We start from the raw sequence: 19,990 nt of genomic DNA on the forward strand, positions 1-19,990 counted from the left end.
CGGCTTCGGTGTGGGTGCCGACCGTTGGTCGGCACGGGTGTGTGGCCCCGGTCATGACCCCACACCACCGGCACGGTATCCTGCACGACGGAATCGAGTTCAGAGGTAGTCCATGGCGGGAGCCAAGCGCGGGTGTCTGTTCGTGGTAACGCTGGTGGTGGTGCTGGCCGCCGTCGTGGCTGGCGCGGGCGCGTGGTTCTTCTACCAGCAGACCCGGTTCGCCGATGCCCCGATCACCCCGACTGCCGAGAGCATGGTCATCGCCAGTGGCGATGGCATGAACAGCGTGCTGCGTAAGCTGCGCGATGCCGGCGTGGACGAGGGCCAGGATGCCCAGTGGCAGCTGCTGGCGCGCCAGCTCGATGCCGCCGGCAAGCTGAAGGTGGGCGAGTACGCGCTCAGCGGCGACCTGACCCCGCGCGAGCTGCTGCTGCGCATGCGTGCCGGCAAGGTGCTGCAGCACCGCGTCACCATCATCGAAGGCTGGAACATCCGCCAGCTGCGTGCCGCGCTCAAGCGCGCCGAGCCGCTGCTGCACACCACCGACAATCTTGATGACGCCGCGCTGATGCAGCGCCTGGGCTTCGGTGGCCAGCATCCGGAAGGCCGCTTCCTGCCGGAGACCTACGTCTACCAGCGCGGTGACAGTGACCTGGACGTGCTCAAGCGCGCCCACGCCGCGATGGAAAAGGCGCTGGATGAAGCCTGGGAAAGCCGTGCGCCGGACCTGCCGATCAACACGCCCTACGAACTGCTGACGATGGCCTCGATCATCGAGAAGGAAACCGCGCTGGCCAGCGAGCGCCCGCAGATTGCCGGCGTGTTCATGCGCCGCCTGAAGATCGGCATGCGCCTGCAGACCGACCCGACCGTGATCTACGGCATCGGTGCCGCGTATGACGGCAACATCCGCCGCCGCGACCTGACCACCGATACGCCCTACAACACCTATACCCGTGCCGGCCTGACCCCGACCCCGATCGCCATGCCCAGCCGCGATGCACTGATGGCCGCCGCGCAACCCGCAGCGGGCGACGCGCTGTACTTCGTCGCCGTGGGCGATGGCAGTGGCGCGCACGTGTTCTCGCCCAGCCTGGACAAGCACAACGCCGCAGTCGCCCGCTACCTGCAGCAGCTGCGCCAGCAACGTACCAAGGAGACCCCGGCGCAATGAGTCCCGCGCTGCTTCGCCACCCGCGTTTCGTCAGCCTGGAAGGCGGCGAGGGCGCGGGCAAGACCACCGCCATCAACGCCATCCGCGAGTGCCTGCGCAGCCACGGTCATGAAGTGGTGCTGACCCGCGAGCCGGGCGGCACGCCCCTGGCCGAGCGCATCCGCGGCCTGGTGCTGAAGCCCGATGCCGAGATCGCCGCAGAGCCGCTCAGTGCCGAAGCCGAACTGCTGCTGGTGTTCGCCGCGCGCGCACAGCATGTGCGCCAGGTGATCCAGCCGGCACTGCAGCGCGGTGCCTATGTGCTGAGTGATCGTTTCACCGATTCCAGCTACGCCTACCAGGGCGGTGGCCGTGGCCTCGACCCGCAGTGGATTGCCGATCTGGAGCGACGTGCGGTCGGCCTGTTGCCGGGCCTGACCCTGCTGCTGGATGTGGACGTGGCCGTCGGCCGCGCGCGCGCCAACGGCCGTGACCTGTGGCCGGACCGCATCGAGAGCGAGCAGGACGATTTCTTCCAGCGCGTACGCGAAGTATTCCGCAGCCGTGCGCAGCAGGACCCGCAGCGCTTTGCGTTGATTGATGCGGGCCAGGAGCAGGCGCGCGTGGCCGCTGATGTGGTCACATGTGTCGAGCGCTGGCTGCAGGACGGGGAGGGCGCATGAGTACGTTCTCGCCATGGCAGCAGCGCGCGTTCGACCAGACCGTGGCCGCGCTCGATGCCGGTCGCCTCGGCCATGGCCTGCTGATCTGCGGGCCGGCCGGGCTGGGCAAGCGTGAGGTGGCGCTGGCATTGGCCGACCACGTGCTGGCCCGCGGTGATGCCGCGCATGCCACGCGCACGCGCCAGCTGATCGCTGCGGGTACCCATCCGGACCTGCAGCTGGTCAGCTTCATTCCGAACAAGAGCGGCGACAAGCTGCGCACCGAGATCGTCATCGAGCAGGTGCGCGAGATCACCGACAAGCTGGCGCTGACCCCGCAGTACGGCGTGGCACAGGTGGTGATCGTCGACCCGGCCGATGCAATCAACCGTTCGGCCGCCAACGCGCTGCTGAAGACCCTGGAAGAGCCGCAGCCGGGCCGTTACCTGTGGCTGATCAGCAGCGACCCGGCGCGCCTGCCGCAGACCATCCGCAGCCGCTGCCAGCGCCTGGAGTTCAAGCTGCCGCCGCAGCACGAGGCGCTGGCCTGGCTGCAGCAGCAGGGCCATAGCGAGGCGTCGGCGCGCGAAGCGCTGGAGGCTGCACGCGGGCATCCCGGCCAGGCCGACAACTGGCTGCGCGAGGATGGCCTGAGCCTGCGCCGTGAAGTAGGTCGCGAGCTGGAACAGCTGGCGGCCGGCAAGACCGGTGCAGTGGAACTGGCGCAGAAGTGGTGCGGCGATGACAACGCAGCGCTGCGCCTGCGCTTTGCCGCCGACCTGGCGCTGACCCAGGCCAGCACCGATGCCTTGACCACGCCGGAGCGATTGCACAAGCTTGCAGCCTGGTTCGATGCGGCCAACCGCACCCGCGACCTGCTGCGCACCACGGTGCGTGCAGACCTTGCGGTGGTCGAGTTGCTGCTGGCCTGGAACAAGGTGAACGAGCGGCCTGCCGCAAGGGGAAATCGATGAGTGCCAGCAACGCCCGCCAGGGCATCCTGTCCCTGGCCGTGAAGGACAAAGCCGCGCTGTACAGCGCGTACATGCCGTTCGTGAAGAACGGCGGCATCTTCGTGCCCACGCCCAAGCGCTACTTCCTGGGCGACGAAGTGTTCCTGCTGCTGACCCTGCCCGATTCCAGCGAGCGCCTGCCGGTGGCCGGCAAGGTGATCTGGGTGACCCCGGCCGGTGCGCAGGGCAACCGCACTGCCGGCATCGGTGTGCAGCTGGCCGAGGGCGCGGAAGGCGAGGGCGTGCGCCACAAGATCGAGACCCTGCTGGCCGGTCTGACCGGTTCGGACAAGCCGACCCATACGATGTGAGGTAGCACCGGGGTCTTTCTGTAGAGCCGAGCCATGCTCGGCTGCGGACCCCGGAAACACCCGTGAACACGAATGTGAAAAACTGTTGACGGCCTCTGAAAAGCCCCTATAATGAGCGGCTCAGCAACACACCGGGCGGTTAGCTCAGCGGTAGAGCATTGCCTTCACACGGCAAGGGTCACAGGTTCGATCCCTGTACCGCCCACCATGTTGCAGAACGAAAGAAGCCTCCAGCAATGGGGGCTTTTTTGTTGCCTGCGATTCTGCTGGGCCGACGGGCAGCGGACCCTGTCTCAGCCGTGTTCGTCCAACAGCGCGCGCGCGATCATCGCCGTTGCATCCAGCAGGTCGTTGCCGCTGCCGGCCTGCACCACCACCGCCAGCAGGCTACGGCCCACCTCGGCATTGCCGCTGGTCAGTTCCATCTCGCCTTCAAAGCACAGATCGGCCAACCATTCGTGGCCCTGTTGCAACCCACGCTTGCGGGCGCGGCGGAACTCCACGAGCAGCTTCGCCTGGCCGGCCTCACGCTCGCCATCGGCCAGCAGGCCAATGGCACCGCCGTGCGCTGCGCGCCAGAGGGCTGGCAGCGGGCGACCGTTCGCGTCCACCACGTCTGCCGCGAACTGCGCGCAGTACATTTCGTAGCGCTTGCCCGCGGTGCTGCGGGGCACGATGCCGGCCTGGGCGAGCAAGCGTTCGGCTTCATCCAGTTTGCTGAACTTCAAGCGCAGCAGTGCAGGGCGGCTCAGCTGTTGTGCCAGCGCGTGCTGGTTGGCGGCGAACCAGACGTTCCAGCCTACGCTTGCGCGGCCCTCCAGGGCGGCCTTGAAATACTCCAGGTGTTCGGCGTCCATTGCGGCCTCCTGCGTTCCCTGCGCGATTGTAGCGGGAGCGCATCCGGGCCGGTCAGGTGTGGCCCTCGGCGAGACAGTGATGCGCCTCGCGCACCAGCTGTCGCGCGGCCACGATCAGCCCATCGGTATGGAAGGCACCCAACTGTTCGTCCGGGCCACACTCGGCACGCGCTCGATCGGCGGCCTGCAGCAGATCGAGCACTGTGCTGAGCCCGGACATCGAGCGGCGTAGCGAGGCGTGATTGCTGGCGCCGAGGGTGAGGCTGCGGCACGGCTGTCCGTCGTCGCCATCGGCGTGGCTGATGGCATTGAGGCAGGCGAAGAAGGCAGGCGACTGCACGGGCAGGTTCTGTTCCTGCAGGGCGCATTCGATCTCGCGTGCGAGGTCTTCAGGCACGTCGGCGGCGATGTTGCCGATCAGGGCGTGCAGGCGGGGATGGTCGGCGGTGCGGTTGGTCATGGCGAAACCCTCACTGGCGTGGGGCCACCTTCGGGAGTGAAGGTGGCGGACGGTGCGGGTTGGCGTACCAAGGCAAACGAACTCCCATCGAGAAGAAGGCCTGGCGGATCTGTCGATCCCCACGCACCGGCCGCCATTGAAGGCAATCGGTGCATTCTCTCTGCTGCGGCGTAAATCGCAGCGATGGGTGTTCATTCGTTTATTCGAGACGCCAATCCCGGCCCAGGCAATCTGCCTCGGCGCGGTGATCATGGGATCGCACAATCACAGTGGTCTGTAAGGAAAGTTCTCAACTCCACGCAGGCACACCAAGCGTTTCCGGTTCTGTGCCCTCCAGCATCTGCCGACTGTGTCGCCCATCACTGATGGCGCAGAGCGCCACCTCTGCCGACCGTGCACATGACGACTCCAGAGCGGCGCCGCCATGGCAATTCCGTCACCCGGCGTGCGCAGGCGGGAATGTGTCACGCATGGAGCCAGAGGGTTCCATCCCTGCGCTGTCCCACCGCCCCGGGCAGGCGTAGTCTCAGCCTGTCGCCGTACCCATCCACGCTGGAGTGCCACCATGCCGCTCGCCCGCATCGATCTTCGCAAAGGTAAATCCGCCGACTACCTGCAACGAGTCGGCGAAACCATCTACCAGGCCATGCGCGCGGTGGGCGTGCCGGAAAACGACCGCTTCCAGATCTTCCAGCAGCACGCGCCCGGCACGCTGATCTACGACCCCGGCTACCTGGGCGTGGACCGCACCGGCGATTTCATCTGCATCCAGATCACCTGGAACGAAGGGCGCACGCTGGAGCAGAAGAAGGCGCTGTATGCCGGCATCGCTGATGGCCTGCACGCGGCGGTGGGCATCCGCCGCGAGGATGTGTTCATCAACCTGGTGGAAGTGAAGAAGGAGAACTGGTCGTTCGGCAACGGGGTAGCGCAGTACGTGAGTTGATGCGCGAAAAGCATCCACGCATGGCGTGGATCTACACCTCGCTGCCGACCTGCTCGCCTTCGGTGGCTGCCGCACTGCGGGCCGCCTTCACTGCGTCGGCGCTGTTGGGTTGTTCGCACTCGATGCTGGTCACGTAGCCGTCGTGGCTGATGTTGTGCTCGGCGCGCTTGACCAGCCACTGCCCATCCACGCCATCGCGGAAGCCCTGCATCACCACCGTGGCTTCGGCCATCAGCGTCTCGCGGCCGGGCAGGGTGTAGCTCAGCGTACGCGTCTGCCGGGCCTGTTCCTGGTGCTTGGCGCGCGCTGCGGCTTCAGCGGTTTTGCGGTCGGCGTAGGCCATGCGCAGGCGCACGATCGGTTCACCGCTGCCCAGCTTTACTTCCTGGCGCTTGGCACCGCGTACATCGCGATAGTAGGCAATGGTGGTGCCGGTCTTCTCGCGTGAGACGATGCTCACTTTGTAGCCACTGCCATCGGCCGGGGTCAGGGTAACGTCGGGAATGCGCTCACCGCTGGCACTGGTGGATTCGCCGCGCTTGACGAACATCAGGCGGCCGCCGCCCGGCTTGGCAATGGCATCGTGCTGCTTGGCCAGGCGCAGCAGCAGGTTCATGTCCGACTCCTGCGACTGCACTGTCAGCGGCAGTGCGATCGACGCCAGCGATCCGCTCACGGCCGCGCTGAGTCCGTGCTCGCCGGCCATGCGCTGGACCATGCCGCCGATCGTCGTGCCCTTCTTCCAGGTGCGCGTCTTCTGCGTCTGCAGATCGTTCTTGCCGCCCTTGCTGGCCTCGAACGGTGCGGCGCGCGCGCGCAGGGTCATGCTGCCCGGGTAGCCGGAAATCTCCACCTCATCGCATATGTACAGGCCCATGCGCCGCACTTCGCCGTCATAGCCGATGAAGGCTTCCAGCTCCGCGCCTGCCGGCGGCAGCTGGATCGGATCGGACGGATCATGGTCGGCCAGCTGCAGCTCCAGCATGTCCGAGTTGTTGTCGGTCTCGTCGGTGATGCGCAATGATTTGAAGCGCGACATGATCTTGTCGGTGATGTCCTGGCTGTTGGCCACCACGCGGAATGCCGGTCTGATGTTCAGTCCCACAGCGCGATCCCCTTGCGTTCGCCGGCGGGGCGCTGCACGTCTGGCAGAGTGATCGCGATGCCCGCAGGCAGTACTGCGCCGCGCGCGGCCAGGCCCGGGTTGGCGTCGAGTATCGCGCGCAGAATGGCCGGTGATTGTTCGCCATAGTGCGCATGTGCGATGCGGTCAACGACGTCGCCGTCGCGGGTGTTATACGTTCGTGCCATCGCTGTGCTTCCGCAGGGAGAGGGTGAATTCGTGCCGCTGGATTCCCGCATCGACGGTGAAGCCGGAGGCAGTGGCGTCGATCTTGTCGATGACCCACAGCCCCAGGTTTCCGCCCTTGCCGGTCAGCAGCCGCTGTGGCTTGCCCTGTGCCGCCAGCTTGCGCAGCTGCGAGAGCTCATTGCCGGCACCCCGGAACGCATAGTGGATGACGCCCGGCAAGGTCATGCTGGCCTTGCCGGGGCCGGTGTACTGCAGGGCGGCCATCTGCCCGATGCGTTCCTGCGCAGCCCAGCCATACTCGTTGCTCTGCTGGATCTCCTGGAACACGGCGGTGTTGAGGCTGAACTTGAAGCCGCCCAGCATCAGCAGTACCGGGGCGTTGCCGGAGTCGTTGCTCTGGAAACTGGACAACAGCTTGTCGATGGATGCGGTTACGAACTCGCGCTTCATGCTTAGTTCCTGTCTGCCAGGCCACCACGGGCAGCAACCGCGTTGCGACGCTGCAGTTCGTCGGCAGTGCGACGCGCCACCGATTCGCTGGATTCACCCGGTTGCTGGTGGATGGTGATGTTGTTGGTCTGTTGCTGCTGCACGGTGGTGACGCCGCGCGCAGAGGGCGATGGCATGTCGGGTGCGGTGCGACCGCGAGCGGCCTCGCTGATGCCGCCCCAACGCTTGCGCGCGCCCGGCGCGTCCAACGTGGCGACGTCGCCGACCAGGCCCACGGCGTCATCCAGGCCACCTCGGCCGCCGGCCCGCATGTTGGTGTACCCCACCATGCCGTTGCCGATTGCTTCCGCTCCACCGGCAAGCACCTCCTTGCCGAAGTCCAGGCCTTTGCCGACCAGCGCACTGACCTTGCCAATGCCCCCTTCGACGAACCCCATCAGCTTCTCGACGTAGGGCATGAGGAAATCCAGCTTCGGGATGAGCCAGTCGAACAGGGATTCGGCACCGGACTTGATCGCCGTCCACATCTTGCTCATTCCGATTCCGATCCCGCTGGCGACGGTCGTGTACACGTTGCCCATCCAGGCGACGTACTGCACCAGGCCGCTGATGAGCTGGATGTTCATTCTCAGGCCTTCCATCAGAACGGTACCGAGGAAGCTGCCGATCTGGGCAACGCGCGACAGTTCGTTGCCGGTGTACTGTGCAGGTGCAAGCATCTTCGACAGCCAGTCCCAGGCCTGGCCGATCAACCCGCTCATGACTTCCCAGGCGGGGCGCAGCGGTTCAACCGCACGCATAAGTTCACCCATCGCTGCGGTGCCTGCACCGCTCAGGCCTTCCCAGACGCCACCCAGGAATGCCTTGATCGGCTCCCAGTACTTGCGCACCAGGATGGCGCCTGCGGTGATTGCCGCGATGGCGATCGTGATCGGACCACCACCGATGGCGGCCACGGCAGTAGCAACCACACGGAAGCCCGATGCCAGGCGCATGGCCATCGGCCCGAAGCGCCCCATCTGTGCCAGCAGGCTGCCACCACGGAACAGCTGGAAGGCCTTCTGCACGCCCAGGATCGGGCCCTGCAGGAAGGTCCAGGCGTAGCGAGCGCCGAGCACCGCCGTGCGCATGCCCAGCATGCCGACCACGATCTGCGTGGTGTTGGCGATCAGCTTCGGGTTTTCCTGCACGAACGAGGTAACCCCGTTCAACAGCTCGGTCAGCTTGACGGCGGCCTCGCCCACCGCGGGCAGCAGTGCCGCACCGAAGGCCTTGGACAGGTTGTCCACGGCGATCTTGGCACCTTCGATCTTCTGCGGATCGGTCTGCATCGCATCGGCATAGGCCGCATCGGTGGTACCCGCCGACCCATTCAAGGCCTTGTCGCGGACACGGATGTAGGTATCCCAGTTCTCGATCATCGGCTGGACGAAGTTCTTCGCCTGTGCATCGCTGAACAGGGTGCCGATCTTCTTCTGGTCGCCCGCGGTCGCCTGGATGATTCCCTGCATCGCAGCATCGAAGGGATTGCCGCCGCTGGTCTGTGCATCGCCGATGATCTTGCGCAGATCCAGGTTCAGGCTCTTCTTGGCCTTCTCCTGAATGTCCGGCGAGAGCACCTCGGACATGAAGCTCTTCATGTTGCTGGCGGCCTTGTCGGCGCCGCCGGCCGAATCCAGGGTGGCCTGCAGGGCCGCGCCGAGGGTGGCGGCCGCCGAGGTGCCCTGCAGCTTCATCGCCTCGAACGACGAACCCAGGGTAGGCAGCACTTCGGCCATGTCCTTCAGGCCCAGCCCGCCCTGCCGGCTGTTGACGACCAGCACATCCAGCGCGTTCTGCATGCGCGAGGGATCGATGTCGAACGACTGCTGCAGGGCGGCCGCGGCCTGGGCCACATCATCGATGCTGGCACCGGTGACGGTGGTGGTCCGCCCGACGGCACCGAGGCTGGCCTGGGCCGACTGCGCATCCATGCCGGCGTCGATCATCAGCCTGATCGAGCGCTGCAGCGCGTCGGCGCCCTGGTTGGTTGCACGCGACTGTTCCAGGATGGCCTGACCCAAGGCGCTCACCTGGGTGCGGCTGAGGTTGGCCGCCACGCCGATCTGCTGGTTCTGGCGGGCGAAGCCGGAGGCGTTCTCGACCGGCTTGGCCAGTGCGGTAACGGCCGTGCCAAGCGTGCCGCGTGCCTCGCCAAATGCCGAGCCGAGCTTCCCGCGCTTCTCCAGGTTGGCGTCGCGCTTTGCTTCGATGCTCTCCAGCGCCACCTGCGAGGCACGCAGAGCATCGACCTGGGTACGCATGCGGGCGTACTCCTTGCTGGTCGTACTCATGCGCGCGAGCCTGCGGTCCAGCAGGGTCACCTCGGTGCCGAGGCGCTTGATACCGTCGTTGGCGAAGGAGAAGGCGTCCTTCAGTGACTTGGACACCTCGCCGCCGATCGTGATCGTTGTCGTTTGAACGTTACTGGCCATGTACCGGCAATCCCTGAATCCACCAGATGAACTTCGACACCCGCAGTGTCATGATCTCGCGCAGGCCCCAGCCGGTATGACCGGCCAGGGCGAGCACTCCCTGCCTGATCTGAGGCAGGGTCAGGTGGTAAAAAGCGCGACGCCTGCCTGCAGTCGTGCGTAGTCGCGCAGCGGCATCTTGCGCACGTCTTCCGGCGAGACCTCGCACAGGTTGGCGATCATCCGCACCTCGCGCTGTGCGTCGCTGCCCTTGTCATCCTGGTAGCGCTCCATGTCTTCCACGGTCGGTTCACGCATGCGCAGCACGGCGGTTTCCATGCCGTTGACCTGGCGCGGGCGGGTGAGGGTGATTTCGGCGAAGCCATCGCGCTCGATGACGGTGTCGGTGGGGGTCTTGGTCTTGCTGGACATGGATGCGTTCCTGGAATGCGATGCGGTGCGATGGATGCGGGGGCGCGAGGCGCCCCCGGGTTCTTCAGTGCGGCGAGGGTTCAGATGCCCAGTGCGCCGCGGATGCCGGCCAGCACGTCCACGCCACCCTGGCGGGCGATCATGTTGACCACGTCGATCTCCTGCACGACCTGGGCACCATGGGTCAGCTTGTAGTAGCTCAGCGCCAGGTTGACCTTGATCGTGCCCTTCTCGCCGACCTTGGTTTCGCCACGGTCCAGCAGCTTCACCTTGCCGCGCATGTTGTGCACGACCTGGGTCACTTCGCCGTCATCGCCTTCCAGCGCTTCGCGGGCGGTGAAGCCGTATTCCTTGCTTTCGATGACGTGGAACTTGCTCATGATCTCCGCGTCGTCGGAGGCGAACTCGACATCGGCGGTCAGCTTGTCATGGCCGAGCACGATCTCGGTCGGGGCCAGCATGCCACCGGCCTGGAAGTCCTCGGTCTTCAGCGACAGCTTGGGGGCGGTGAAGGACATCACGCTGCCGGCATAGCCCTTGCCGTCGACGTAGAAGTTGAAGTTCTTGCGGATCTTGCGCGCCATGCTTAGAAGATCTCCGAGACGTAGTTGTTGTTCATGTGCATGCGGAAGGTCAGCTGCTCACCCGGGTAGGTCGGGGTGAAGTCGAAGTCCCAGTAGAAGCGGCCCTGGGCCACGCTGTCCGCTGCATTCAGGTCGGGGTCGATCCAGCAGTTGCCGCCGAGGATCGCGCCCTGGGTCTTCAGGCCGCGCAGGAAGGCATTGACACCCTCACGCACGTCGTCGACGTAGGTCTTGCTGATGCCGCGGTCGACGGCCCACAGATGGGCGGCCTCGAGGCTGTCGGCAATGATGTCGGCAGTGCGCACCACACACAGGAACTGCCACTTCTGGTCGCTGCTGGCGGTACGGTTGCCCCACAGGCGGAAGCCACCTTCGCGGATGATGGTCGCCACGTTCGACTGGTTCAGCAGGTTGGCGCGGCTGGTCGCGTCGGACAGGCCGAAGTCGATCGCACGTGCGGTACCGACCACACCGTTGAGCTCGAGGTTGGACGGCGATGCCCACCAGCCGCGTTCGTTGTCGCTGCGGGCGATGGCGCCGGCCACGGCACCGGAGGCGTAGCGGGTGACGATGGCATCACCGGACTGCACCAGCAGCGCCGGGTCGACCACGTAGACGCGCTTGGAACCGGTCAGGGCGGTGGTGCTCTTGGCGGCGTCGTCGTTGCTGTTCGGGCCATCCTTGATGATCACCGCGCGCAGCTTGTCGGCAATGCCGAGCAGTTCGGCCACGACCGGGTTGGCCAGCAGTTCGGTATCGCGCTTTTCGTGGGTGTGGGTGAAGCCCGGTACCGCCAGGATGCGGGGTTTGATGCCCACCACCGACTTTGCCGCCAGCAATGCATGCACGCCGGTGTAGGCACCGGTCTGCGCGTTTACGCCGCCCAGCACGTTGGCCAGGGTGTCATTTTCGGTGGCGCCCTTCTCGACGCGGATGACAACGACGACTGCGTTGGACTGGTCGAAGATGGCGTCGAGCTGGCCCGGGAGGGTGCCCTCATCGACTTCGGTTGCGGCGTTGGCGAGCAGCTTGGCTGCCTGCGAACGCGAGGTCACCAGGACCGGAGTGTTGTACGGGAAGGCGATCTTGTCGGCGCGGGGCGCGGTGCCCACGATGCCGATGACGCTGGTCGAGGCAACAGCGATCGAGCGGGAACCACCATCGATGTTGACGACCTGCACGCCATGCAGAAATTCGGCCATGCGTTGTTTTTTCCTTGGTTGGGTGGGTGCTGCGGTCGCGATCTGCGCCGCATGGGTACATGTTCGTATCTGGCCGCGGCTGGATTAATTGCAGCGGTGGCCCGAAATCACGGTTGCGGTTGCGGTTGCGGTTGCGGTTGCGGTTGCGCGGCCGGGTCGGGTTCGGGGGCAGTGACCATCACCCAGGCAGCACGGGCTTCATCGAAGGTGACCGGGTAGCTGCGATCTGCAGGCGGTGCCAGATCGGTGACCGATGACGGCAGCGCGACCCCACGGGAAACGGGAGTAGCGAAGCTGGCATCGTGCTTGTTCCACAGCGGTCGCGAGCTGTAGTCCGGCAGCAGCGTCCATTCGCGGCGGCTGGCATTCCACGCGTTGTATTGCGCGGTGGTGCCATCCAGCTTGAATGGTTCGGACAGGGTCACGTCCTTGGGCAACGGCTCGCCCAGCGCGAGGCGGTTGGGTACCGCCATCGCGGTGCGTGTGTCCCACAGCATGCAGTTGCGGAAATCGGCCACCAGTTCCCAGCGTGAGCCATCCTCGGCCAGGCGCAGTGCCTGGTATTCGCCGGCAGGTTGGCGAGGCGCGACGTCCACGGTGAAGTCGGGCAGGTTCCAGGCACCGTCCGGCGAAGGCTGCAGGCGTACCTTGCCCATGTAGGCGCGGGTATCGGGATCGTAGGAGTGCGCGAAGCGCGGTTCGGTAGGCAAGTTCATGTCCTCAGTACGCGATGCAATAGATCATCCGCAGGCCAGCCGGCAGGTTGCGGTCGCCACCGGCGTTCTCCACCACGACGGTGTGGGTGTGCGCACCGGCGTCGGCGGCCGACGCGGCGTGGCCGTGGTCACCCACCTGGGCGATGGAAATGGTGTGCGAGTGGCCGCCGGCGCCGTTCATGCCGATGTTGTGGCCGTGGCCGCCTGCGCCGTCGGTGGTGAAGCTGTGGGCGTGGCCACCGGCCGGGCTGGTGTACGGCCAGGGGTTGTCGTAGTCCAGGTTGCCGCGTGAACCGGCGTGGTTGTTGTAGTCGGCGCCCCATGGGTAGGTGGTGCCTGATTCGGCGAACGCGGTGAGATGCTGGTGATCGCCGATCCACGAGGTGCCGCCGGTATGTGCGTGGTGGCCTTGCGAGTCGGTCCACGCACCATGCGCGTGGTCGCCGACGGCACTGGCGCTGGCACCGTGGGAGTGCGCGCCGCCTGCGCCTACGGAAATGGCGTGGCTGTGGTTGCCTGCCGTCGCCGCGCTTGCACCGTGGGCATGGCGGATCACCTCACCCTGGGTGAAGCTGCCGACCGCTTCCGGGTTCAGTGTGTGCGTGACCACCGTGCCTTCCTGCATTGCCGGCAGGTTGAAGGTGGTTGCGCCGTCACCGGCGCCGTAGCGGGTACCGATGGCGGCGAACAGGGCCGGGTAGCTGGCACGCGGAACAGCGGCGCCGTTGCACAGCAGCATGCCGTTGGGCGCGGTGGCACCGGCGAACAGAATCACCTGTCCGGGCACGTGCACGCTGGATGGCACGCCGGTCATGTTGCGCCAGTCCAGATAGTGGGTGCCGTGGCGGCCATCGAGCAGGTCGGCATCCAGGCCCTTGTCGGCGCCCTCGTCCTTCAACGCGGCCGATTTCAGCCCCAGAGCGGAGCGGAACGCGGCATCGGTGGCGATCGACAGCAGCGTGCGGACGAACTGGGTGGGGGCGCTGGCGCCAAAGCGCTTGTCGATGAAGGCACGCAGCCCGCGCGGTGTCACTGCACGCTGGGCATCTGCCCCCTCTTCGGTCTCGGTCGTCGTGGCCAGTTCGACCACGCCCTGCACCTCGGTGGTGGAGGGCGGATAGATGAATTCGGCATTGCCGAACTCGATCAGCGCGGTATCGACTTCACTGAAGCGGGTATCGGTGGAGAGCAGCAGCATCGAGGCAGCGGTCTTCTCCATGATCGGATCGGTCTGGCCGAAGGTTGCAAACAGCGTGCCGTCGCCCAGGTACAGGCCGAAGCCGCGCAGGCTGTAGGCGGTAGCGCTGTCGTCACGGATCGTGACGTGCAGCGTGTCGTCGCCCACGGCCTTGCCGCCGAACGTCGAGACCCGCTTGATCTCGCCCGGCAGGGCGGTCAGCCCTGCCGTCGGCGTGAATGCCGTGGACGTCAGGCCGATCTCGGTGATCAGCACGGCACTGGTGCCGGTGTTGGGTGGATTGACCAGCTTGGCGAAGCCGGCGTCGGTGATTTTCAAGCGCATGCGGGGTTTACTCTCCGATCAGTTGGATGCGGCGGAAGGTGGTGCCATGGGCGCCGGCAAGTGCACCGATACCGGCGCTGGCCTGCATGCCCTGGGTGAACGTGAAGTGCGAGCGCACTGGCTTGGTGCGGCTGATCTCGCCGATCACGTCGTCGACGAACTTGGCGGTGGCGGTCTCGCCGCCCTGGTTGGCGATGGTCATCACCGCTTCGAAGGTGTGCGGTGCACCTCGCGGCTGCATTTCCCACCATTCGCGGATCAGGATCGAGCCGCCGAATGCAGCCACCACATCGCGGACGCTGCCCCAGGTGCCTTTGCGGCGCTGGATCGCGATCGCGGCGCGCACGCGGGCACGCTTTACCGTTTCCGGCCAGTAGGCCTTCCATTCGTCGACGGACAAGGCCCAGGCCAGCCAGGGCAGCAACGCGGCCGGGCAGCGGTCCGCATCCCACAGCGCGGTGATGTCCACCGGCAGCGGGCGGGTCACCGCAGCACGGGCCAGCGCCCGTTCCGCGCGGGTGGCGTTGGGCGGCAGCAGGGTGGTTGCCGTCGGCACCCTGATCAGCGCGTCGGCGTCGATGATCGAACCGGGAGCGGGTGGCCGGCTGAGCGTGATCACATTGTTGAGCACGCTGTAATCGATCACGCCCACCGGCTGGGGCATGGTGCGGATGTAGCTGGTCGCCTCGCGGCCTTCCTCCACCTGCACGCCCCAAAGGTGGATGCGGCTGTCCGGCTTCAGGCCGGTGTTCCCGCCTGCCCGCCGATCCAGCACGATGCTCACGCCCCGGGGGGCGTCATCCGCGGTTGCGGCATAGGTGTAGCTGTAGCGCTTCCACTCGGTGCCCACCTGCAGACGGGTCCTGCCTGCGCCGGTGGTGCGCATGCCGAAGTCGATCGCACAGGGTTCGGTTGCACGCAGCCAGATGCTGATGGTGCGCACGGCACCATTGGGAAACGCGCTTCCATCCTCGTCCACCACGCCGGCGAAGTTCTGCTCCGGGCCCCCGATCGCATCGGAGACCGGGAAGGACCAGGCACTGGAGCTGCCATCCGGAGCGGGATGACTGTACGACAGGTTCGCCGGCTTGACGTAGAAGCCCTTCCACCAAGTGTGGCCGAAGGCTGCCGAGAAACGCTGCAGGTTGCGCCGCATCGTGTCCGACAGCTTCAATCGCCCCTGCCAATCGGTGCGGTACACCGCCTGCAGGGTGGCCAGTGCGCCACCTGGATGGCGGAACTGCAGGTTGTGCCCATCGATCGCGCCACGCAGGCGTGCATTGATCAGGCGTGCGGTGGAATCACTCATCGTTGCCGCCATGGGTCAGGGTCACCGCGGTGCAGTAGGTGGCCTGGGTCCGGTCCACCACCACGTCAGCCGCCGGGCTGGAAATCTCCACGCGCTGCACGCCCTCGGCATGCAATGCGGCGAACAGGCCGGAGCGGGTGACATCGCGGCCGAGCCGATGCGACTCGGCGATGTAGCGATCCAGGCGCGAGCGTGCTTCGGCCAGCACCACCTGCGAATCCGGGCCGGCGAAGGTGTAGAGCGTGGCGGTGACCGCGTAGTTGATGATTGCCGCCGTGCGTACCAGCACGTGGTCCGTCAGCGGACGCACGTCGGCCGCACTCAGCTTCGCTTCCACTACGTCGAGCAGCGCCTGGGTGGCCGTGCCATCGGCTTCACGCGACAGCACCGAGACCACCACTTCACCCGGCGACGGACTGGTCGCGCTGGCGTCGAGCACCCGCGGATCGGCGCTCAGCGCGTGGAAGATGTAGGCGCCTTCCGGCCCGGCCACGCTGAAGCCTTCCGGACCCAGCTGGATGCGCCGACGGAAATCTTCATCGCTCTCGTAGCGTGGCGGAATGCCTTCCTGCGGCTTGCCCGGGTCCAGCATCTGGCGGCCGATGCCGAAGATCGCGGCCAGCTGGTCCAGGTCGCTGCCGACCGCGTAGGCCAGCATCACGCCACGCGCCGCATCGTTGACGCGCTGTCGGTCGAGCAGGCGCAGGTAGGTGCAGACCTCCAGGATCTTGAAGGCCGGGTCCGACGGCAGCAGCGCGTCGAAGGTGGGGTCGAGCACCTGCAGTGCGGTCAACGATTCATCGAACAGCGTCTCGAAATCGAGCACTTCGATGACCGCCGGTGCAGGCAGCTGGGAGAGATTGACACTGGTGAACGAGCCGGATGCCACGGTTAGCGAACCTCGATTCCTTCGATGGTGATGGCCTCGCCGTCCGGCAGGTGGATTCCGGTCACTGCCAGGATCATCACGCCGGGGGCGGGGAGGGAGACGTCGACGTTCTCGACGTGAAGCCGCGGTTCCCATCGCGCGAGTGCGTCGACGGTGGCCGCGATCAGGTCCATGCGCAGCGAGCGGTTGGTCGGCGCATCGATCAGTTCGAACACGCGCGAACCGTATTCACGGCGCAGTACCCGGGAGCCAAGGGGCGTGGTGAGAACGTCACGCACGGACTGGTGCAGATGGGCGAGCCCATCCAGTGATTTGCCGGTGTTGGCGTCGATTCCTCGCATGGCCTCTATCGTCGTGGAGTGCGGGTTTTCAGGGCATTGCACGCGTGGCCGCTCAGGGCTGCGCGGGCGTGGTGGGTGCGGTCGGACCCTGTGCGGTGTGCGTGTGTGCCTTCAGGCCGATGGCGCCAGCCTTGACCTCGCCGGGTGTGCTGATGTCCTTGCCGGCACTGATCGCACCGGTGACGTCCAGGTCGCCAGTCGCCTTGACCGACGGTGTATCGAGCACGATCGATTCGCTGGCGATCACCTGTGCACTTGCACAGGTGACGATGACCTTGCCGCTGCCGACATCGACGTTGAGCGTTGCGGTTTCCTGGTCGTACTCGACAACGCTGCCGTCGGCGAACTCGGTGCGGTGCCGCAGCCGCGAGTCGGTGGGCGCCGGGAACCGGTCTTGGTACAGGCTGCCGAGAACGAGTGCCTGGCCCGGGTCGCCATAGGGGCACGCCAGCAGCACCTGCTCGCCGGGTTCGGGCGCACACCAGCTGCGCATGCCTGGGCCAGCACGGCGCTCCAGCCAGGGAATCCAGTCGGTCAGCATGCCGTCTGCATCCACGCGCACGCGGCCGCCCGCTTCGTCCAGCTCGCGCACGACGCCGATCATCAGCAGGTTGCCGATCAAGCGTGCGTGTTCGGCGCTCATGGTGCTGCTCCCTCAATGGGCCGATAGCGCGCTTCGTGATCACGACCGATCTCCGGTACGAAGCTGTAGAAGGCCTGGGGAACTGTGCCTCCGGTCTCCTCCCAGGCGTTGCTGCCCAAGGCGACCGGCAATGACCACTCCACCAGCCAGGTGCGAAGGCCTGGCTGCGCCGCCGCCGCGTCTTCGGGCAGTGCGGCGATCACATCGATCGCGCCGCTGGCCGCACCGGGGAACCGGCCGAGCTGGTGCAGCCAGCTGGCGAGCGCGACGGCGGCCTTGCGCAGCTGCAGTGCCGCGTCGGCAGTAGCGGCAGCGACGACGACGCGTGCCTCGAAGCGCAGCAGTGCCTGCATCTGCCCGCTGCCATCGTCCTTGTCCTTGCTGCGATCGCAGCGGGTCATCGCCAGCAGGCAGGCGGGTGTGGCCAGGCCTTCAGCACCGGGTTCGCGATAGAACTCGACGGTTGCGAAGTCCGGGAAGCGCGCGCGGATCGCGGCTTCGATGGCGGGGTGCAGTGCGTCGAGAATGGAAGAGGGGGAGTTGGTCGCCATGTCAGCTCGTGCGTTGAATGGGAGGACGCGCCAGGTCGGGGACGCGCGCTGTCTGCATCCAGTGTTGCCATCACCCGCCGCATGGGACATTGCAGGCGTGGCCGCGGGGATCAGCGCTGTTGTCGTGCGGTGGCAGTGCCGGTGCCGGTGGCTGCGCACTCCGCAGGCGCCATTGGCGCTGTACCGTTGAGGGTGATCCCCTGCTGGCTGCCGAGGCTGCACAGCAGGGCACGCAGCTGGTCGGCCAGTGCGTGGTACTGCCGCGCGACGGCAACGTGATTGCGTAGCAGCGCATCGTCGTTGGCCGCCTGCAGATCCGGCAGCTCGTCCGGCGCACGCAGCTGCGCCGGGGCGATGCTGAGATCAACGCGGCAGGGCGCGGCCGGCGTTGGCTTCGCGCCAGATGCGCACGAACTCAGCATCAGCATCGCCGCGGTCACGGCCAGGAGTCTTGGCATGGGTCTCGATGTCCTGTTGCAGGGTCTGGAATTGCCGGGTGCGTTCGGCCTGCGTGGCCAGGCGCTGCGATTCGGCCTGCGCACCTGCGCGGGCGTTGCCGAGGTCCCGCTGATGTGCGGCCTGCGCCGCATCAGCGCGCGATGCCTGCTGTGCGGTGTGGACGGTGGCGATGGCAAGGTCCGCGCTGCGGTCGCGCAGCGTCCACCCCAGCCAGGCACAGCCTGCGTGGGTACCGGCGAGGACCAGCAGGCCCATGCGGAAACGGAGGGCGACGGGCGTCACTGCAGGCCTCCGCCGGCGGTGCGGTAGGCCACGCGCAGTGTTTCCAGTGCCTGCTCCTTCTGCCCGTAGCCGGCGCCCGGCAGTGATGCCCAGATACGTCGTGCGGCGTTGACGCCGGCATCGAAGCGACCGAGGCGGATCAATTCGTAGGCACCGCATTGCTTGAGCAGCGCCACGGCCGCGCGGTCCTGCGAAACCGGGCCGAAGTCGGGCAGGCCCAGCCGCACGCGCAGGTCATCCCAGGTACTGCGCAGGAACTGGTAGCGACCGGCGGCACTGGACTTGATGCCATAGCGTGGCAGCGACACCAGTACGCGGGGATGGTCGCGGTAGTCGTTGAACAACTGGCCACCCACGATCACGTCGTAGCCGTGGTCACGCGAGCGCTGGCTGGGGATGTCGGTGCCTTCGGATACCGCCAGCATGTCCAGGAATGCGGCGATGTTGGCCCCACCGAGGGCGCTGGCTGCAGCGGCGGTCATGCGGCGGCCCCCGGCTGCTTGCGCACCAGGTTCAACAGCGCGTCTATCTGCACGCTCTGCTGGGCGATCTGTGCGCGCAGGGCGTTGACCTCGCCGCGCAGCTGGCCGATCTCCTGGGCCATTGCTTCGCGCTCGTGCATCAGGCCGTCTGCGCGGGTACGCTCGGCCGCGAGCTGCTCCTGCAGGGTGCGCAGGGTGTTGCTGGTGGCCTCGTCTGCGGTGCGGTCGACCTTGGCCGACGACAACCACTGGCGCAGCCACAGCGACACCGCGATCAGTACACCCGAGGTTCCCCCCAGATACTTGGCCCAGTCCGGAACACCAGCCAGCAGGTCGCTCTCGTTCATGCGCGTGCGTACCCCTTGAGCAGGGCCGGATGGACCGCAGGCGGTGGCGCGGAACGGGCGCCACGCAGGGCGCGCTTGATGGTGGTCTGCGAGACACCGAATTCGCGCGCGACGTGCTCGCGCGGCATGCCACAGGCGACCGCTCGTGCGATCTGCTCGCGGCGCTCATGGGCATTGGCTGCAAAGCACGAGGCCAGGAACAGCAGCTCGCCACCGAAGTGGGTGACCAGCCGCTGGGCAACGTCGCGGCCGAGGATGTCGATCAGGCGATGCTGGTCGGGCAGGGTGGAGGGAACGTAGACGATGACGCGATGACGGCCGGTGGTGCTGGAGGTGGTCGGCGGCCACGCACGCACCAGCGTGAGGGCTGCGGATTCGCCGATGACCTCGGCCAGGGTCTGGATGCTGTCGGGCAGGGCGTTCATGGAGGATGTCTTCAGTGGCATTGATCTCCACTGTTGCCATCCCGCACCGCCAGTCAACACCTTTCGTCTACTTGCAAGTATGCGTGCTGAAGGTGTTCATCGGCGCCCCGAGGACGGGTGAGGAGGGCTGCTGGGCAGCGTATGACGCTCTGCGGCCGCTGGCTGTTGCTGCTGATGTTTGCTCTTTCC

General features: G+C 66.5%; 26 protein-coding genes and 1 tRNA gene. 6 read left to right on the top strand and 21 right to left on the bottom strand.

Annotated features, from left to right (window positions below):
* Nucleotides 1-112 precede the first annotated feature (112 nt).
* The 5 genes from mltG (at nt 113) to ACW5IY_RS04765 (ending at nt 3,347) form a co-directional block, all read left to right on the top strand.
* Entirely contained in the window at nt 113-1,174 is a 1,062-nt protein-coding gene (mltG, locus tag ACW5IY_RS04745) for an endolytic transglycosylase MltG (RefSeq protein ID WP_049434327.1), read from the top strand.
* Nucleotides 1,171-1,836 (top strand): dTMP kinase, encoded by a 666-nt coding sequence (tmk, locus tag ACW5IY_RS04750; RefSeq protein ID WP_049434329.1) that lies wholly within the window; start codon nt 1,171-1,173, stop codon nt 1,834-1,836. The genes mltG and tmk overlap by 4 nt, the downstream gene beginning before the upstream one ends.
* Nucleotides 1,833-2,789 (top strand): DNA polymerase III subunit delta', encoded by a 957-nt coding sequence (locus ACW5IY_RS04755; protein WP_049434331.1) that lies wholly within the window; start codon nt 1,833-1,835, stop codon nt 2,787-2,789. The genes tmk and ACW5IY_RS04755 overlap by 4 nt, the downstream gene beginning before the upstream one ends.
* Nucleotides 2,786-3,139 (top strand): PilZ domain-containing protein, encoded by a 354-nt coding sequence (locus tag ACW5IY_RS04760; RefSeq protein ID WP_046982794.1) that lies wholly within the window; start codon nt 2,786-2,788, stop codon nt 3,137-3,139. The genes ACW5IY_RS04755 and ACW5IY_RS04760 overlap by 4 nt, the downstream gene beginning before the upstream one ends.
* A gap of 133 nt (nt 3,140-3,272) precedes the next feature.
* Nucleotides 3,273-3,347: transfer RNA gene (locus tag ACW5IY_RS04765), tRNA-Val, on the top strand.
* Nucleotides 3,348-3,432: 85 nt separating this feature from the next.
* Here ACW5IY_RS04765 and ACW5IY_RS04770 read toward each other — a convergent pair.
* Nucleotides 3,433-3,996: a hypothetical protein gene (locus tag ACW5IY_RS04770; protein ID WP_049434332.1), complete on the bottom strand. Its 564-nt coding sequence runs from the start codon at nt 3,994-3,996 to the stop codon at nt 3,433-3,435.
* Between the two features lie 52 nt (nt 3,997-4,048).
* The gene (locus ACW5IY_RS04775; protein WP_049434335.1) at nt 4,049-4,456 is read right to left on the bottom strand and encodes a hypothetical protein; all 408 of its coding nucleotides are present in this window, start codon (nt 4,454-4,456) and stop codon (nt 4,049-4,051) included.
* Between the two features lie 565 nt (nt 4,457-5,021).
* On the opposite strand from ACW5IY_RS04775, the gene ACW5IY_RS04780 reads away from it, so the two are divergent.
* Entirely contained in the window at nt 5,022-5,402 is a 381-nt protein-coding gene (locus ACW5IY_RS04780) for a tautomerase family protein (RefSeq protein WP_049434338.1), read from the top strand.
* A 31-nt stretch (nt 5,403-5,433) separates the two neighbouring features.
* Here the strand turns inward: ACW5IY_RS04780 and ACW5IY_RS04785 are convergent, their stop codons facing one another.
* The 19 genes from ACW5IY_RS04785 to ACW5IY_RS04875 form a co-directional block, all read right to left on the bottom strand.
* On the bottom strand, nt 5,434-6,507 hold the full coding sequence (locus ACW5IY_RS04785; RefSeq protein WP_049434340.1) for a phage late control D family protein: 1,074 nt from the start codon (nt 6,505-6,507) through the stop codon (nt 5,434-5,436).
* A complete protein-coding gene (locus ACW5IY_RS04790; RefSeq protein WP_010483798.1) occupies nt 6,498-6,713 on the bottom strand; it encodes a tail protein X in 216 nt (71 codons plus the stop codon). Before ACW5IY_RS04790 ends, ACW5IY_RS04785 begins: the two co-directional genes overlap by 10 nt.
* Entirely contained in the window at nt 6,697-7,164 is a 468-nt protein-coding gene (locus tag ACW5IY_RS04795; protein ID WP_049434341.1) for a phage tail protein, read from the bottom strand. The genes ACW5IY_RS04790 and ACW5IY_RS04795 overlap by 17 nt, the downstream gene beginning before the upstream one ends.
* A gap of 2 nt (nt 7,165-7,166) precedes the next feature.
* A complete protein-coding gene (locus ACW5IY_RS04800) occupies nt 7,167-9,638 on the bottom strand; it encodes a phage tail tape measure protein (RefSeq protein WP_049434343.1) in 2,472 nt (823 codons plus the stop codon).
* Between the two features lie 120 nt (nt 9,639-9,758).
* Nucleotides 9,759-10,049, bottom strand: a complete 291-nt coding sequence (locus ACW5IY_RS04805; protein WP_019336908.1) for a phage tail assembly protein — start codon at nt 10,047-10,049, stop codon at nt 9,759-9,761.
* A gap of 80 nt (nt 10,050-10,129) precedes the next feature.
* The gene (locus ACW5IY_RS04810) at nt 10,130-10,633 is read right to left on the bottom strand and encodes a phage major tail tube protein (RefSeq protein ID WP_010483789.1); all 504 of its coding nucleotides are present in this window, start codon (nt 10,631-10,633) and stop codon (nt 10,130-10,132) included.
* A gap of 2 nt (nt 10,634-10,635) precedes the next feature.
* Complete coding sequence (locus tag ACW5IY_RS04815) at nt 10,636-11,835, bottom strand: phage tail sheath C-terminal domain-containing protein (protein ID WP_010483787.1); 1,200 nt, start codon at nt 11,833-11,835, stop codon at nt 10,636-10,638.
* A gap of 107 nt (nt 11,836-11,942) precedes the next feature.
* Complete coding sequence (locus ACW5IY_RS04820) at nt 11,943-12,551, bottom strand: hypothetical protein (RefSeq protein WP_049434346.1); 609 nt, start codon at nt 12,549-12,551, stop codon at nt 11,943-11,945.
* A 4-nt stretch (nt 12,552-12,555) separates the two neighbouring features.
* Nucleotides 12,556-14,073, bottom strand: a complete 1,518-nt coding sequence (locus tag ACW5IY_RS04825) for a tail fiber protein (RefSeq protein ID WP_049434348.1) — start codon at nt 14,071-14,073, stop codon at nt 12,556-12,558.
* 7 nt (nt 14,074-14,080) lie between these two features.
* Complete coding sequence (locus ACW5IY_RS04830) at nt 14,081-15,382, bottom strand: phage tail protein I (protein WP_049434349.1); 1,302 nt, start codon at nt 15,380-15,382, stop codon at nt 14,081-14,083.
* Nucleotides 15,375-16,271 (bottom strand): baseplate assembly protein, encoded by an 897-nt coding sequence (locus tag ACW5IY_RS04835; protein WP_049434351.1) that lies wholly within the window; start codon nt 16,269-16,271, stop codon nt 15,375-15,377. Before ACW5IY_RS04835 ends, ACW5IY_RS04830 begins: the two co-directional genes overlap by 8 nt.
* Nucleotides 16,272-16,273: 2 nt before the next feature.
* Nucleotides 16,274-16,612: a GPW/gp25 family protein gene (locus tag ACW5IY_RS04840; protein WP_010483777.1), complete on the bottom strand. Its 339-nt coding sequence runs from the start codon at nt 16,610-16,612 to the stop codon at nt 16,274-16,276.
* A 52-nt stretch (nt 16,613-16,664) separates the two neighbouring features.
* A complete protein-coding gene (locus ACW5IY_RS04845) occupies nt 16,665-17,255 on the bottom strand; it encodes a phage baseplate assembly protein V (protein WP_049434353.1) in 591 nt (196 codons plus the stop codon).
* Complete coding sequence (locus tag ACW5IY_RS04850; RefSeq protein WP_049434354.1) at nt 17,252-17,806, bottom strand: hypothetical protein; 555 nt, start codon at nt 17,804-17,806, stop codon at nt 17,252-17,254. Before ACW5IY_RS04850 ends, ACW5IY_RS04845 begins: the two co-directional genes overlap by 4 nt.
* A gap of 110 nt (nt 17,807-17,916) precedes the next feature.
* Nucleotides 17,917-18,228 (bottom strand): hypothetical protein, encoded by a 312-nt coding sequence (locus ACW5IY_RS04855; protein ID WP_049434355.1) that lies wholly within the window; start codon nt 18,226-18,228, stop codon nt 17,917-17,919.
* Nucleotides 18,170-18,547, bottom strand: a complete 378-nt coding sequence (locus ACW5IY_RS04860) for a hypothetical protein (RefSeq protein WP_049434358.1) — start codon at nt 18,545-18,547, stop codon at nt 18,170-18,172. Before ACW5IY_RS04860 ends, ACW5IY_RS04855 begins: the two co-directional genes overlap by 59 nt.
* Nucleotides 18,544-19,029 (bottom strand): glycoside hydrolase family 24 protein, encoded by a 486-nt coding sequence (locus ACW5IY_RS04865; protein ID WP_049434359.1) that lies wholly within the window; start codon nt 19,027-19,029, stop codon nt 18,544-18,546. The genes ACW5IY_RS04860 and ACW5IY_RS04865 overlap by 4 nt, the downstream gene beginning before the upstream one ends.
* Complete coding sequence (locus ACW5IY_RS04870; RefSeq protein WP_010483765.1) at nt 19,026-19,376, bottom strand: hypothetical protein; 351 nt, start codon at nt 19,374-19,376, stop codon at nt 19,026-19,028. Before ACW5IY_RS04870 ends, ACW5IY_RS04865 begins: the two co-directional genes overlap by 4 nt.
* The gene (locus tag ACW5IY_RS04875) at nt 19,373-19,801 is read right to left on the bottom strand and encodes a Mor transcription activator family protein (RefSeq protein WP_019336914.1); all 429 of its coding nucleotides are present in this window, start codon (nt 19,799-19,801) and stop codon (nt 19,373-19,375) included. The genes ACW5IY_RS04870 and ACW5IY_RS04875 overlap by 4 nt, the downstream gene beginning before the upstream one ends.
* Nucleotides 19,802-19,990 lie beyond the last annotated feature (189 nt).

The sequence above is a fragment of the Stenotrophomonas sp. C-A genome (assembly GCF_054030835.1).